Source organism: Streptomyces sp. NPDC111656 (assembly GCF_055656965.1).
In genome coordinates this window covers 238,195-252,953 of sequence record NZ_JBVKCA010000016.1, presented here as the reverse complement: position 1 = coordinate 252,953, position 14,759 = coordinate 238,195, and the positions used below count along the sequence as shown (strand labels likewise).

The following is a 14,759-nucleotide window of genomic DNA, read 5'->3' as shown; positions in this document are numbered from 1 at the left end:
GTGGTCGTCCGCGAAACGGCGTTGTCAGTGGTCGCCACTATGTTCGGTCGTGTCCCGCCGAAGTGGTGTGGAAGTCCCCTCTGATGCATAGGAGATGGTGCGTTGTCGGATTGGGAGAGGTCGAGTACGGCACGGGTGACCGTGCCCGCGCGGCCGCGGAAGCTCGCCAAGGTGCCCTTCGTCGAGCTGGCCGACGGACGCCTCCAGGGTGTGGTGTCCAGCGGTTCGGACATCGAGCGGGTCTACGTCTCGTCGGTCGCGGCCGGCACCTACGCGTTCGCCTGCAGCACCAACAACAACCGCCCCTGCGGTGGCGCGCGGGGCATGTTCTGCAATCACATCCGGGCCCTGATCAACGAGGCGGTGCTTCAGTACGGCGCCGAGCGCGTCGCCCGCTATCTGAGGGTCGAGCTCACGGACGGCGAGCCGAGCGGACAGACCATCGCCCACGTCATGGACCACACACGACCCGCGCAGGGAGACACCAAGGCCGCCGCGCCCGTCTTCAGCCGGTTCCTGCGCCACCTGGCCTATCTCGAACTCGCCCCGACCACCGCGCCGTTGCCGGAGATGCAGTGGTTCCCGCCGACCAGGGCGGTGGCGTGATGCGCGCGGATCTGCTCTGCGACCCCGTCGCCGGCCTCGACGAAGCGCTGGCGGCCGTCGACGCCTTCGACCAGGTTCTCGTCGCGGGCCTGCTCCGTCCGCAACCCGCCCAGGCCGCCGGTCTGACCGAGCTCGCGCACGCCGTCGCGGGGACACCACTGGCAGCCCGGGTCTCCGAGGCAGCGGCGAAGGCGGCGGCCGGAGCGGCGGGCGAAGACCACTTCGTCGCCCTCTCCGCCGCCCGCACCGCACTGCTCGGCTCCGTCCACGACGCACTGATGACCCGCGTCACCGAGGCGACCGGTCGCCCCCGCGGCGAGGAGACCGTCCCGGCAACCGGTGGGCGGCAGGAGGCGAACCTGCTCGCCGCCGCCCGCGCCTGGCTCTGCGATCTCGCACGCGCCGGATGGCGGGGCATCGACCACGAGGTGGTCTCCGGGGCGGCGCAGGTCGTCTCCGCGATGCTTCCGGACCCATCCCTGCGCCGACCGGCGACGCTCCTCGACGGCTTCGCCGCCGAACTCGCCGCGTCCTGCCCGGGCTCCGCCCTCGAGAGGATCCCGGCACGCCGCTGGGGCGACCTCTGGTCACGCGGGATGCTGCTGACGCTGCCCGGTGCCGCCGACGCGCCCGCGCCGGGTACCGCCACCGGTCGCCTGCTGCCCCTGGGAGTCGACCTGCAGGAACACGCGACCGCGGCACAGGCCCAGGTCCACGCGGTGTTCGAACCAGCCGACGGCTCCGCGCCCGGCCTGGTGCGCGCCACCGTGTCGGCGCCGAAGCCCGACACGGTCGTCGGAGCCGGCCTCTGGCAGCTGCTGCGGCCGCACATGTCGCTTCTGGCAGCCGTCGGCGAAGGCCGCTCGATGGAGCTCAGCGACATGCCGATCACCGCCGAGGGCGACCTGATCTGGAGCGACGAGCACGCCCGTCCGAGCGAGCCCGCCGACGCCTTCACCACCGCCCGCGTCGCCCTGCCCACCGCCGCCGACCCGGCGACCGCACCGCTGGACCGGCACCCGACGCGCATCGCCGTCCCCGTGTTCCTGGAGGGCTACGCCGTCCAGAAGGAGGACGAGACGATGACGTTCACGGTCGCGGGGCACCCGCTCGCCGTCGACACCGACCGCGTTCCTACCGCCGGCCCGCTCACCCCCGAGGCCGTCGCGACATCGAACGCCTGCATAGGGCTGCTCCGCTGGGACGCCGGCACGTATCGCGTCCAGCCTTTGGCCGTCGAGACGACCGTGCGGAAGAAGCCCGTCGCGCTCCACGCCGGGGCATGGGCCGGGGGCACGACCGACAAGGTCGGCGTCAAGGCCGAGAAGGCCGCCACCGACGCCGTGGCCGTGCTGCGAGAGCGTGCCGGAAGGCTGCTGCGCAAATGACCGACGCGACGACCTCACCCCACCCCGAAGCGGACGCCCACGACCCCCACACCCCGCACGACAACCGTCGTAAGGTTCTGTACTGGCGGCTCCTCGCCCGGCTCTTCGACCACGAGGAGCAGGCGACGCTGGAGTCGGCGAGCCTCGCCGTCGTCGAGGACATCGGCCTGCCGTCCGCGCTGCTGGACCCGGGCGCCTCCGTCGACTCGATCGTGCAGCGCCATCCGGACCTGGCCGAGGAGTTCGACGGTCTGATGGTGCCCGAGGCCGACGACGAGGCCAGGGACCGGGCCGCCGAAGTGCGGCGCGCGGCACTGGTGTCGAAGGTGCTGCTCAACGTCTTCACCGCCGGCTCCGGCACGGTCACCGCCGGACAGCTGGCGCGCTGGCAGTCCGACGCGGGCTGGCTGGAGCGCGCACTCGGCTGCAAGCCGGGCGAACTGCGCGCTGGCCGCGCCGGCGCGGGGTCCGGGGTCAGCCCGACCGGTACCGGCGGCCCGGGCACGACCCCCGACCTCAGCCGGCTGATTCCGGCGATCGGCCCGGAACTCGGCGCGATCGAGGCCGATCTCGTCAAGCGGATGCGCCTGCGCGAGGTGCTGGCCGATCCCAAGCTCGCCGCGCAGCTGACACCGAGCATGTCGCTGATCGAACAGCTGCTGCGGGACAAGAACAACCTCTCGGGTGTGGCTCTGGCCAACGCCAAGGCCCTGATCCGCCGATTCGTCGACGAGGTCGCCCAAGTACTGCGCACCCAGGTGGAGAAGACCTCGGTGGGTGCGCTGGACCGCTCGGTCCCGCCCAAGCGGGTGTTCCGCAACCTCGACCTCGACCGCACGATCTGGAAGAACCTCACCAACTGGAGCCCGGAGGAGGAGCGGCTGTACGTCGACCGCCTCTACTACCGGCACACCGCACGCAAGACGACGCCCCAACGGCTGATCGTCGTCGTGGATCAGTCGGGCTCGATGGTCGACTCGATGGTGAACTGCACCATCCTGGCATCCATATTCGCCGGGCTGCCCAAGGTGGACGTCCACCTGATCGCGTACGACACCCAGGCGCTCGACCTCACCGCATGGGTGCACGACCCCTTCGAGACCCTGCTGCGCACCAACCTCGGGGGCGGCACCGACGGCACGGTCGCCATGGCCCTGGCCCAGCCGAAGATCGCCGAGCCCCGCAACACCGTCGTGGTGTGGATCTCCGACTTCTACGAATGGCGGTCCGAGCCGCTGTTCGACAGCATGGCCGCCATCCACCGCTCGGGAGCCAAGTTCATCCCGGTCGGCTCGGTGACCAGCTCCGGCCGCGGCAGCGTCAACCCGTGGTTCCGGGAGCGCTTCAAGGACCTCGGTACGCCGGTGCTCTCCGGCCACATCCGCAAGCTCGTCCACGAGCTCAAGACGTTCCTCGCCTAGGCGTCCCGCTCGCTCAGACACTCCGCGCTCATCTTTTCTCCGTTCAGAAAGGCCCCGTGATGTCCGACCTGTTGCGCGCCCCCGCCGAGATCAAGTTCGCCGAGGAACTGGACTGGCTGGAGTCCATCGACGACAACCCCAAGCCCTTCTCCTGGCGGCTGTCCCCGAAGATGGTCCGTCTGTTCATCCTGGGCTCCGAGCGTTCCGACGGCCTGGACCGGGAGATCTCGCAGAAGTGGTTCGGTGACCGCAGCTTCGTCGAACGCTCCATCGTCACGCTCGCCTCCGACCGAGGTCTGCTGCTCATCGGCGACCCCGGTACCGGCAAGAGCTGGCTGGCCGAGCTGCTCTCCGCCGCGATCTCCCGCAACTCCACGCTGGTGGTGCAGGGTACGGCCGGCACCACCGAGGACCACATCAAGTACTCCTGGAACGTGTCCATGGTCATCGCCAAGGGGCAGTCGCGGGAGTCGATGATCCCCTCGCCGATCATGACCGCGATGGAGACCGGCGCGATCGGCCGTTTCGAGGAACTCACCCGCTCCACCAGCGACGTCCAGGACGCGCTGATCTCGATCCTGTCCGAGAAGTACATCTCCGTCCCGGAGCTGGACAGCGACAACATCGTCTTCGCCCAGCCCGGGTTCTCGATCATCGCCACCGCCAACAGCCGTGACCGGGGCGTCAACGACCTGTCCTCGGCGCTCAAGCGCCGCTTCAACTTCGTACGCATCCCCGTGGTGACGAACAAGAAGAGCGAGGCGGAGATCGTCCGCTTCCGCACCGAGGAACTGCTGGGCCGTCACCAGATCGAGCTGGACGTGCCGCCGACCCTGCTCGACGTGCTGCTGCAGAGCTTCGCCGACCTGCGCGCCTCCGCGGCCGCGGCCGGCAGCGACGACGAGAAGCTGGAGTCCGCACTGTCCACCGCCGAGCAGATCGGCGTGCTCGAGGACGCGATTCTGCACAGCAACTTCTTCGGCGAACGCGCCCTGACCGCCCACACCCTGGCCTCCTCGCTCGTCGGGTCACTGGCCCGACGCGAGCCCGAGGACCTGGCCATCCTCAACAAGTACCTGCACGGCGTGGTCGAGCCGCGCAGCAAGGAAGAGGGCGGATCCTGGCCGGAGTTCCTGGAGGGCGGCCGCGACGCGATCGCCACACTGTCATGAGCGGCGCGCACGAGAGCACCCAGGACGGGACCATGAGCGGCGCACACAAGACCACGCACGAGGGCACCTTCGAAGCGCTGCGCGCGCAGTTGCAGGGGGCCGCCGCGACGCTGGCCGACGGGCCCGACGCCCTGGAGGGCATCCTCCTCGGCATCGTCGAGGACGTCGACCGCGCGGTGCGCGAGCCCCTGGAGATCTTCCCCGTCTGCCACCACTCGCCCGCCTCGGCGCTGGCCATGGCACGCCGTCTGCGGGAGAAGCAGCCGAAGGTCGTGTACCTGGAGCTGTGCGAGGACATGGCGCCGCTGCTGACCGAACTGCGCAACTGCAGGCTCCCGGTGGCGGTCCAGGCCTTCGCGACCGAGATCGACGGCTTCCCGGCCGAGTGGTCCCCGCTGTCGGTGGTCGCACCGATCACCGAGGCCTCCGCCGAGTACCAGGCGATCGCCTACGCACTGGACACACCCGGCGTCGAACTCGTCCTCGTCGACCGTTCCTCGGACCACGTCTTCCAGTGGGACGCACGCGGGACGCACACGGGCGAGCCCGCCGACCCCGACGCCCCGCCCGTCGAGGAGGAGGCCGCGCTGCACGGCGACGCGGTCGGCGTGGAGATCGGCGACCTGCGCCCGCGCTTCGCCGAACTGGAGGAACACCTGCTGCGGCACGGCAGGGTGCGGCACTGGTCGGAGTGGTGGCACCAGTACGTCGAACTGCCGCTCGGCGACAGCGACCACGACACCTACCGTCAGGTGATGCTCCTGATCGGCAGCCTCTTCCGGCGCCTCGCACCCGGCGACCCGCACCGGGTGCGGGTGGACGAGGACCGCGAGCGCTACATGTGGACCAGGATGCGCGAGCACCTGACGGCGACCGGCACCGATCCCGACGACTGCCTCTATGTCTGCGGAGCCTTCCACGCGGCCAGCCGGGTCGAGGAGTTCGGCGTCCACGGCACCGACACCTTCGAGATCGCCCCGCGCAGCGCGACCAAGTGGCAGCACGGCCTGATCCCGTCCAGCCACGCGGCGATCGAGGCGCAGTTCGGCCTCGCCGCCGGTTCGGTGTCGATCGCCGCGACCGTCTGGGCGAAGAACGTCAGCCGCACCCGTGTGAAGCCCTACCGCCTGGCGGGACAGGCGGGCGCGAAGAAGTCGAGGGCGAAGAAGACCGTGGCCGCGGCGGCTGCGGTACCGGCGCTCCCACCCGCGGACAAGCTGACCGGCTTCCTGCGGCGGCCGCCCGTCCTCGACCGGCTGGACGAGGACGAACTGCTCGGCTGGTGCGTGGAGATCGTGCGGGCAGCGCGCCGCAACGGCTACCTCGCCTCCACCGCCGACGCCATCGCCGTGTTCGAGACGTCGATCCTGCTGGCCGGGATGCGCGACCGGGCCAGGCCGACGCCGTACGACTTCCAGGACGCGGCCGTCACCTGCATCGAGAAGGACACCGTGCCGGGCCGGCGCGATGTGCGCCGGCTCGTGGAGATCATGATGGGCGGCGACCGGGTCGGCCAGGTCGGCTACGACGCGCTGCCACCGCTGGCTCGCGACGTGCACGACCGGCTCGCTCCGCTGAACCTGAAACTCCAACAGCGGGGCGTACAGAGGGCGTTGCTGAACATAGCCGCCCAGCCGGAACTGGAGCGTTGCTCCGACGTGCTGTGGATGCTCCGCCATCTGCTGCCCCAGGGCGCCGCGCGGCCGATCATGGGCGAGCGCACGCTGGGGGAGCGGTCGATCCAGGAGTCGTGGGACCTGGCGCTGGGCACCCACCAGCGGGCGCTCATCGAGCTGGGCTACGAGGGCGTCAGCATCGAACAGGTCCTTGAACAGCGTCTGCGCCGGACGGCGTACGGCCCGCAGGCCACCACGGCGACCGTTCTGGGGACCGTCGAGGACGCGACGCTTTACCTGCGCAGCCGCCGCCTCGCGGACGAACTGGGCACCCGCGCGCTGGAGGTGCTGGCGACCGAACGCAGTGTCGACGGCGCGCCGGAGGTGCTGCGCCGGGTACGCCGGCTGCTGGCGTATTACCGCACCAGCGAACCGACGCTGCCCCCATGGATCGAGTCCTTCGTCAAGACCGGGTACGCGCACTACTGCACCCTGCTGCCCACGGCGTTCACCGACGAGGACGCCACCGTCCGTCACGTGGCGGCGATGCTGGGCTTCCTGTTCAGCATGGAGAGCCTGGCGCTGTCGCTGGGCTGCGACCGTACCCAACTGGAGCTGGCCGTCGGCCAGTCGCATCCGGCGGACCCCTCGAAGACGGCGCTGCTGTGGGCGGCGCAGACACAGCTCGGGAACCTCTCCCGCGCCGACCTGCGGACGAGGTGCGACGAGCTGCTCGGCAACCCACTGGTGGTGCCCGCCTATCCGCGCTACCTCAGCGGCTTCGTACACGCCCTGGAGCCCGTCCCGGCCCTCACCGACTTCGTCGTGGAAGCGGTGTCGAACGCGTTCGGACGGCTGCCGGACCCGGTGCTCCTGCCCTGGCTGCCCACCCTGATCACCACTCTGCGTGCGAGCGGCACAGAGCTGGCCCCGCTGCTGATCCGGGAGGCCGGACGGATCTTCCCCGGCCGGCTGGCGGCGCTGGACGCGTGGGTACCGCCGTGGCGGGCGCAGTCGCTGCCGGAGGCCCCGCCCTCGGCGCGCGGCGCGGACGACGGCCCCGGTGCCGTGCTGCTCGGCGCCCACCCCGCGACGTGCGACGCGGTGGCGAGTCTGCTGGGTTGCGACGGTACGTGGCGGACGGCGGCCCCCGTCTCGTCCGGGGCGGCGCTGCTCAGTCTTCATCCGGACACGGCGCTGGCATTGGAGGCGCTGCTGGCCGGCCCCTGACATCGGGCCCGAGAACGCTCGTCCACATTCCAACCGGGTGCTATTTGAAGCCGAAGTTCCCAGTAAGTGGGGCGAGTTGGAAGAGTCGAGCGGGGACGGCGTCGGCGAGGAGCCGGTAACCGGCCGGATTGAGGTGGAGGTGGTCGCCGACGTCGATCGCGGTCCGCAGACGGGCCGGTTGCCGGGGGTCCCGGGCAGCCCGGTCGAAGTCGACGACGGCGTCGAAGCGGCCGCTCGTGCGGATCCACCGGTTGACCGCCTGCCGGGAGGCCTCCCGGTACCCGGCCGCGTCTTCGTACCCGGTGTTGCCCGCGAAAGGCGTCAAGGTCGCTCCGTACACCCGGATGCCCTGTGCGTGCGCCCTCACGACGATCTGTTCGTAGGCCGCGATCAGATCCGCCGTGACCTGTTTCTGAGCGGCTTCGGTGGGCTCGGCGGTGCCGATGTCGTTGACGCCCTCGAAGACCAGCAGCCACGCGACACCACTCTGCGCGAGGACGTCACGGTCGAGTCGGGCGAGAGCACTGGGCCCGAGACCGTCGTGGAGCACGCGGTTGCCGCCGGCCGCCTGGTTGAGGATCGCGACCCCGGCCGAACCCTCCTCGGCCTGCAACCGCCTGAGCAGCTGGTCCGGCCAGCGGTTGTTGAGGTTGGTCGTGGAGCCGCGGCCGTCGGTCAGCGAGTCGCCCAGCATCACGGCCGCCGCGCCGGTGCGAGGCGACCAGGTCTCGACGCCGCTGAGGAAGTACCAGTGGTCGGTGGGGGTGGCTCCGGGCAGGTCCTCGTCTCCGACGTGGTTGCCGGACAGGAGGTAGGAGGTGGTCCGGGATCCGGGGTGGGAGGTGATGCTGGTGGACGCCTGGCCCTCGGCCAGGTAGGCCGTCACGGTGAGGTTGGCCCCCGGGGCGAGCGCGAAGTCCAGGGGTCGGAGACCGTGGGGGCTCCCACCGGAACCACTACCGAGGAGCGGCCGCCGAAGGTCACCGGCCGGGAGCTGCCGGGCCGGATCGCGCTGACGCCCGCCTGCCCGTCGAGCGGCAGCGCCACGGAGACCGAGGTGATCGGCAGCGCCGCGCCGCCGAACGCGTTGGAGAAGCGCAGCCGCACATGCCGTCCGCCGACCGACACATGGACGGTCTGCCGCAGGGTCGCGTCGGCGAGTACCCGGCCGTCCTGCGTGAACGGCGCGGGCGGCATGTTGGCGGGTTCGGTGAGCTGTGGCATGGAGACCCAGGTGTTCACCCAATGCCCGATCGACGGCTGATGCGTTTCAGTGGGGCGAGACGACCCGAGGCCGGCGTCCGCCGCCCGCACGGCGGGCGAGGCGACCACGAAGGCGGCCGCCAGCAACCCCGTGACCACCAGGCTCACGATCGACGATCTTCGATTCATGGATGTGCGCCCTCCCTGTTCCCCGTGCTGCCGGGTTCCCAGTGATGCCGGTGAGGAAGCTGAACCGGTTCAGTCGCGCAGGCTAAGGCATCCCGCCGAGAGGCCGGGCTACGCTTCCCGGCCGTTCTGCACGGGGTGACTGCGGGGGCGGCCACGGAGCAGTCATGGGGGCGGCTACGGGGCAGCCTTGGGGGCGGCTACGGGGCGGATATGCGATCGCCCACGGGACCGTTGACACACCTCAGCGGACGAATCTACGGTTGCCGGAACGTTCCGGCACCCCCTGCGCCGGGCCCCCGCGCGCGTGCGGCGTGCCGAACGGAAGCGAGCGACCCCATGGGCATCCCGTCCGCCGACTGGCTGGTGCGGCCGATCGGTCCTGTCGACGAGGCCGAGGTGTCGGCGGTGCTCGCGAAGCGGTTCGGGGTGACGGGAACCGTCCACGACCTGGGCAGCCAGCAGGACCGCAACTACCGCGTGCGTACGGGGACGGGGGACTACGTCCTCAAGATCGCGAACCCGGCCTCGGACCCGGCCGCGCTGCGCGCCCAGTGCGCGGCCGTGGAGCGCCTGTCCGACGTGATGTCCGGGCTGAGGCTGCCGCGAGCCCACGCCGGCGTCGACGGCGAGATGGTGCAGCGACTGAGTGCGGGCGGCGTGGATCTCGTATGCCGTCTGCTGGACTACGTACCCGGTGAGCCGATCATGGACAGCCGCTATCTCGCACCACCGGTCGTGGCCAGGCTCGGCGAACTCGCCGGACGGGTCGTGGCCGGGCTCGCCGACTTCGCGGGCGTGGAGCAGGAACGGCCCCTGTTGTGGGATCTGCGCAACGCGCTCACCGTCGTCGAGACGCTCGCTCCCCACCTGCCCGACCAGGAACGGGCCGCTCGGGTACTGCGGGCGTCCCGGGCCGCGCACACCCTGCTGGAACCGTTCGTGGACCGCCTGCCGGCGCAGGTGATCCACGGTGACGTCACCGACAACAACGTGGTCTGCGAACCGGCTCCGGACGGCCGCCGGATGCCGGTCGGCGTGATCGACTTCGGTGACCTCGGCCTCGGCTGGACGGTGGCCGAACTGGCGGTCACCTGCGCCTCCGTGCTCCATCATCACGGGGCCGGACCGGCATCCGTGCTGCCCGCCGTGCACGCCTTCCACGCGGTGCGACCTCTCGCGAACGAGGAGGTGGACGCGCTGTGGCCGCTGGTCGTGCTGCGGACCTCCGTCATGGTGGTGAGCGGCCAGTACGACACCCTGTTGGACCCCGGCAACAGTTACGCCTCGGTGGCGCTGGACCGCGAGTGGGCGATGTTCGAGGCCGCGGTGTCCGTTCCGGCCGAGGTGATGACGGCCCAGCTGCGGCACGCCCTCGGCCGCCCGTCGGCGCAGCTCCTGCCGGTGGCCGAACATCCGCTGCTGCCCGGCCTGCCGGACGACGTGGCGAGCCTCGACCTGTCCGTGTCGAGCGAGGAGCTGCACACGGGACGCTGGCTGGCGCCCGACGCCGAAACCGCCCTGGCCCGGACCGCCCTGACGGCGGGCCACGCGGCGGTACGGACCCGGCACGGCGAGTTCCGGCTGACCCGCACCACCGTCGACGACCCCGTCCCCGCCGCGACCTGCGCACTCGGCGTGGAGCTCCACCTCGCCGGTCCGGCGGAGATACGGGCACCCTGGGCGGGCACGGTCACCCGGCACGGCGACACCGGCGTGACGCTGCACACCGGAGGCCTGGACCTGCTGCTGGACGGCGTCGACGCGGAGGTCCAGCCGGGTCCCGTCGTCTCCGGTCAGCAGCTCGGGACGGTGGCCGCCCGCGAGGGCGTACGGGTGCTGGGCATCCAGCTCTTCCGGCCGTGCGCCACCGGGGGCCGACCGCCACGGTTCGCGCCGCCGGAACTGGCCGCCGGATGGCTGGCGGTGTGCCCCGACCCGACCCGCCTCTTCCTCGCCCCTGACGTTCCTGACGCCCCTGACGCGCCGCCCTCCGCTCCCGACGACGCGTCGCTCTCCGCCCGCGACACCCAACAGGCCTCCACGGAAGCGGAGTTGCTGGAGCGGCGCGAGCACTCCTTCGCCACCGTCCAGGAGCACTACTTCGAGACGCCGCCCCAGATCGAACGCGGCTGGCGGCACCACCTGGTGGACACCCGGGGCCGCGGCTACCTCGACATGCTGAACAACGTGACCATCCTCGGCCACGGCCACCCCGGGCTCGGCGAAGCCGTGCACCGGCAGTGGCAGCGGCTGAACACCAACTCCCGTTTCCACTACGCCTCGGTGGTCGAGCTCTCCGAGCGACTCACCGGACTCCTTCCGGCCGAGTTGGACACGGTGTTCCTGGTCAACAGCGGTTCCGAGGCCGTGGACCTCGCGCTCCGGCTCGCCTGGGCGGCGACCGGACGACAGGACGTGGTCGCGGTGGAGGAGGCGTACCACGGCTGGACCTACGCGAGCGACGCGGTGTCGACCTCGATCGCCGACAACCCGAACGCGCTCGCCTCACGGCCCCCGTGGGTGCACACCGTCGCGGCACCCAACTCCTACCGGGGCCGCCACCGGGGACCGCAGTCGCGGCGGTACGCTCCCGAAGCCGCCGCCAGGATCCGCGAACTGGCCGCCCAGGGGCACCCCTTGGCCGCCTTCGTGTGCGAGCCGTACTACGGCAACGCGGGCGGCATGGCCCTCCCCGACGGATATCTCCGGCAGGTGTACGAGGCCACCCGCGACGTCGGCGGGCTGTGCGTCGCCGACGAGGTCCAGGTCGGCTACGGCCGACTCGGCTCGCACTTCTGGGGATTCGAACAGCAGGGCGTGGTGCCGGACATCGTCACCGTCGCCAAGGCGATGGGCAACGGGCATCCGCTGGGCGCGGTGATCACCCGACGCGAGATCGCCGACGCCTACCGTACGCAGGGCTACTTCTTCTCCTCCGCGGGCGGCAGCCCGGTCAGTTCGGTGGTCGGGCTCACCGTCCTGGACGCCCTGCGCGACGAGGACCTTCAGACCAACGCCCGTGAGATCGGCGCCCACCTGAAGGACCGGCTCCTCGAACTGGCCGAGCGGCACGCACTGATCGGCGCGGTGCACGGCTCGGGGCTGTATCTGGGCGTCGAGTTCGTCCGGGACCGCGAGAGCCTGCAACCGGCGACCGAGGAGACGGCCGCGATCTGCGACCGGCTGCGGGAACTCGGGGTGATCGTCCAGCCGACCTCGGACCGGCAGTGCGTACTGAAGATCAAGCCGCCGCTGTGTCTGACCCGGCGGAGCGCCGACGTGTTCGCCGACGCGCTGGACGACGTACTGACGCACGGCTGGTGACACGGGAGATGCCGACCCCCGGATCCGCGGCCGTGCCGGCGCCCCGCCCCGGCACCCCGCCCACGATCGCCGACGTGGCACGGGCGGCCGCGGTCTCCAAGACCACGGCCTCGGACGCCCTGCGCGGTCACGGCCGGGTGTCGGGAGCGACCCGGGATGCCGTGCTGGCGGCGGCCCGGAGGCTGGGCTACGCGCCCAACCGCAGCGCCCGCAGCCTGCGCACCTCCGTCACGGACACCGTCGCGCTCTACCTCCCGGAGTTCCTGACCAGCGCCGAGTACTCCATGGCGTTCGTGTTCGGAGTGGTCGAGCGTGCCGCGGGCGCGGGCCTGAATGTCACCCTGCTGTCCTCCGGCCATCTGCCGCAGCACGGCACGGCGTCCCCCCAGGTGGACGGGCTGGTGCTGTGCGACCCGGCCCCCGAGGATCCGGTGGTCCGGCACCTGATGAACACCGGGCTGCCGGTCGTGACGGCCGAGCGGTACGCCGGTGATGAGCAGCCGACCGGGGTGGTCCGTTCCGACCACGAGGTGTCGATGACCGAACTGCTCGACCATCTGCGTGACTCCGGTGCCCGGCGGCCCGCGCTCGTCGCCTCCGAGGCCACCTCCGACTGGTCCCTCACCCTCCAACGGACCCACGCCCGTTGGTGCGCCGACCACGGCGTACCCCGCGTCCTGCGCAGGGCGCCCGTCGGTGCCACCCCCGAGGTACTGCGAGGTATCGCGCGGGACCTGCTCGCCAAGGAACCCGGGACCGACGCCGTCGTGTGCGCTCCCGACGGCGCCGCCGCGGCCGTGCTGCCCGAACTGCGCGCGGCGGGCCGCACGGTGGGCGGGGATCTGCTGCTGGCGTCCTGCGTGGACTGCTCGGCGATGCGGACGGCGGAGCCGGCGATCACCGCGATCGACCTGCGCCCCCGCTCGATGGGAGCCGAATGCGCCCGCCTGCTCTGCGAGATCCTGTCCGGCCGGACGCCACCGGGAACCGTGCGCACCCTGCCCGTCGCACTGACCGTCAGGGCATCGACCCGCGCCTAGCGACGCCGCGCTCGGCGCACTCACCGCCGCACCTCTCCGCCCGTGGCCGTTACGTGGAGGTCGGTGCGACCACGGCGAGGAGAAGGCGGTCGTGTCCGGCCTTGCCCCGGAGCTCGGTGCCGTCCGGCAGCGGGACGGACTTCAGGCCGAGTCCGAAGCAGGCGGGGCCTGGCTTGCCTTCCGGAGTCAGGCCCACACCCGGGATCCGGGCCGGGGGCGTGAGGCATCGCGTACGACGGTGAATGAGCCGAGGGCGCTCTCGGCCCACGCGTGCACGGCGTCGGGAAGTGTCTTCGAGCCTGGCAGTGTCTTCGACCCGGCAGTGGATTCGAGTCGGTCATGCCCCCACCTCGGTGCCCCGCATTTGGGCCCAGGGGGCGTTGGGTGATGCGGTCGTGGTGTGGCGTTCGGTCTACTCGCCCGAGGTGAGTCACCCGATCGAGGGATTGCCCCGGTCGGGAACGTCACTTGTCGCCCGTGACCCGGGTGAGCCAGTCGATCAGGATGCGGTTGACGTCCTCGGGCCGTTCCTGCTGGATCCAGTGGCCGCAGTCGTCAAGGAGGTGGGAGGAGAGCAGCCCGGGCAGGGTGGTGGGGTAGGCCGCGATCGCGTCGGCCAGCCAGGTGGTGGACGCGTCCCGACCGCCGCCGATGAACAGCGAGGGCTGTGCGATGGGCGCACCGTCGTGGTCGGCCAGGTCCTCCCAGTCCCGGTCCATGTTCCGATAGCGGTTCAGGGCCCCCGTCATCCCGGTCCGCTCGAACTCTCCCGCGTACAGATCGAGGTCGTGCTCGTCGAGCCAGTGGGGGAGCCGCCCCGTGGGAAAGCGGTCGCGCTGCGCGCCCCCGGGGCTCACGAAGTGCGGGTCCGGCGCGCCGGGCGCGGGCATGGTGTCGGCGGACAGCGCCGCGTACAGGCCCGCGAGCCAGCCGCGGACGTCGGGCTCGATCTCGGCCTCGGCCCGGCCGGGCTCCTGGAAGTAGGAGACGTAGAACTCCTCGTCCCCGCCCAGCTGCGCGAAGATCTCACTGGGGCGCGGGCCGCCGCGCGGGGCGTAGGGCACGCTGAGCAGTCCGACCGCGCGGAACACGTGGGGGCGGACGAGGGCGGAGACGGCGGCGATGTTCGCACCCCAGTCGTGTCCGACGACGATCGCGGACTCCTCACCCAGGGCTTTCACCACGGCGACGATGTCCTCCACCAGCTCGAGGATCCGGTACGCGGTGAGCGCCTCGGGCCTGGAGGAGCGGCCGTAGCCGCGGACGTCGATGGCGACCGCCCGGTAGCCGGCCGCGGCGAGTGCCGGAAGCTGGTGGCGCCAGGAGTACCAGGACTCCGGAAAACCGTGGACGAGCAGGACCAGCGGGCCGGTCCCCTGCTCCACCAGGTGGATCCGCCCGGCGGGCGAGGGGACAAGACGGTGGACGCGGTCTGTTGCGGACGGCTGCGGCACGGATCCTCCCAGAGGGCTCGACGCGGGGCCGCTGCGGTGAAGGGGCCGGAGCGGCCCGTTCGGCATGCGGCCTCCGGTACTACCGACGATCATGCGGCGGTCGGTGTGGCGCGAGC

General features: G+C 71.5%; 9 protein-coding genes and 1 pseudogene. 7 read left to right on the top strand and 3 right to left on the bottom strand.

Annotated features, from left to right (window positions below; translation table 11 throughout):
• Nucleotides 1-135: 135 nt before the first annotated feature.
• Genes ACZ7M3_RS37650 through ACZ7M3_RS37630 form a run of 5 tightly spaced genes read left to right on the top strand, consistent with a single transcriptional unit; the run spans nt 136 to nt 7,433 of the window.
• Nucleotides 136-606 carry a hypothetical protein gene (locus tag ACZ7M3_RS37650; protein WP_472069494.1) on the top strand — a complete coding sequence of 157 codons (471 nt, stop codon included), beginning with the start codon at nt 136-138 and terminating at the stop codon, nt 604-606.
• Nucleotides 576-1,994, top strand: coding sequence for a hypothetical protein (locus ACZ7M3_RS37645; RefSeq protein WP_472069492.1), 1,419 nt, complete (start codon nt 576-578; stop codon nt 1,992-1,994). Before ACZ7M3_RS37650 ends, ACZ7M3_RS37645 begins: the two co-directional genes overlap by 31 nt.
• A complete protein-coding gene (locus ACZ7M3_RS37640; protein WP_472069490.1) occupies nt 1,991-3,415 on the top strand; it encodes a vWA domain-containing protein in 1,425 nt (474 codons plus the stop codon). Before ACZ7M3_RS37645 ends, ACZ7M3_RS37640 begins: the two co-directional genes overlap by 4 nt.
• A gap of 59 nt (nt 3,416-3,474) precedes the next feature.
• Nucleotides 3,475-4,587 carry an ATP-binding protein gene (locus ACZ7M3_RS37635; RefSeq protein WP_075030117.1) on the top strand — a complete coding sequence of 371 codons (1,113 nt, stop codon included), beginning with the start codon at nt 3,475-3,477 and terminating at the stop codon, nt 4,585-4,587.
• Nucleotides 4,588-4,619: 32 nt separating this feature from the next.
• Nucleotides 4,620-7,433 (top strand): DUF5682 family protein, encoded by a 2,814-nt coding sequence (locus tag ACZ7M3_RS37630; RefSeq protein WP_472069488.1) that lies wholly within the window; start codon nt 4,620-4,622, stop codon nt 7,431-7,433.
• A gap of 40 nt (nt 7,434-7,473) precedes the next feature.
• On the opposite strand, the pseudogene ACZ7M3_RS37625 reads toward ACZ7M3_RS37630, so the two are convergent.
• Nucleotides 7,474-8,825 (bottom strand): annotated as a pseudogene (locus tag ACZ7M3_RS37625) (SGNH/GDSL hydrolase family protein).
• 336 nt (nt 8,826-9,161) lie between these two features.
• Here ACZ7M3_RS37625 and ACZ7M3_RS37620 point away from each other — a divergent pair.
• Both ACZ7M3_RS37620 and ACZ7M3_RS37615 read left to right on the top strand, forming a co-directional pair.
• Nucleotides 9,162-12,149: an aminotransferase gene (locus ACZ7M3_RS37620; RefSeq protein ID WP_472069486.1), complete on the top strand. Its 2,988-nt coding sequence runs from the start codon at nt 9,162-9,164 to the stop codon at nt 12,147-12,149.
• An 8-nt stretch (nt 12,150-12,157) separates the two neighbouring features.
• Nucleotides 12,158-13,189: a LacI family DNA-binding transcriptional regulator gene (locus tag ACZ7M3_RS37615; RefSeq protein WP_472069484.1), complete on the top strand. Its 1,032-nt coding sequence runs from the start codon at nt 12,158-12,160 to the stop codon at nt 13,187-13,189.
• A gap of 49 nt (nt 13,190-13,238) precedes the next feature.
• Here the strand turns inward: ACZ7M3_RS37615 and ACZ7M3_RS37610 are convergent, their stop codons facing one another.
• The gene (locus ACZ7M3_RS37610; protein ID WP_472069482.1) at nt 13,239-13,385 is read right to left on the bottom strand and encodes a hypothetical protein; all 147 of its coding nucleotides are present in this window, start codon (nt 13,383-13,385) and stop codon (nt 13,239-13,241) included.
• Between the two features lie 268 nt (nt 13,386-13,653).
• Complete coding sequence (locus ACZ7M3_RS37605; RefSeq protein WP_472069480.1) at nt 13,654-14,643, bottom strand: alpha/beta fold hydrolase; 990 nt, start codon at nt 14,641-14,643, stop codon at nt 13,654-13,656.
• Nucleotides 14,644-14,759 lie beyond the last annotated feature (116 nt).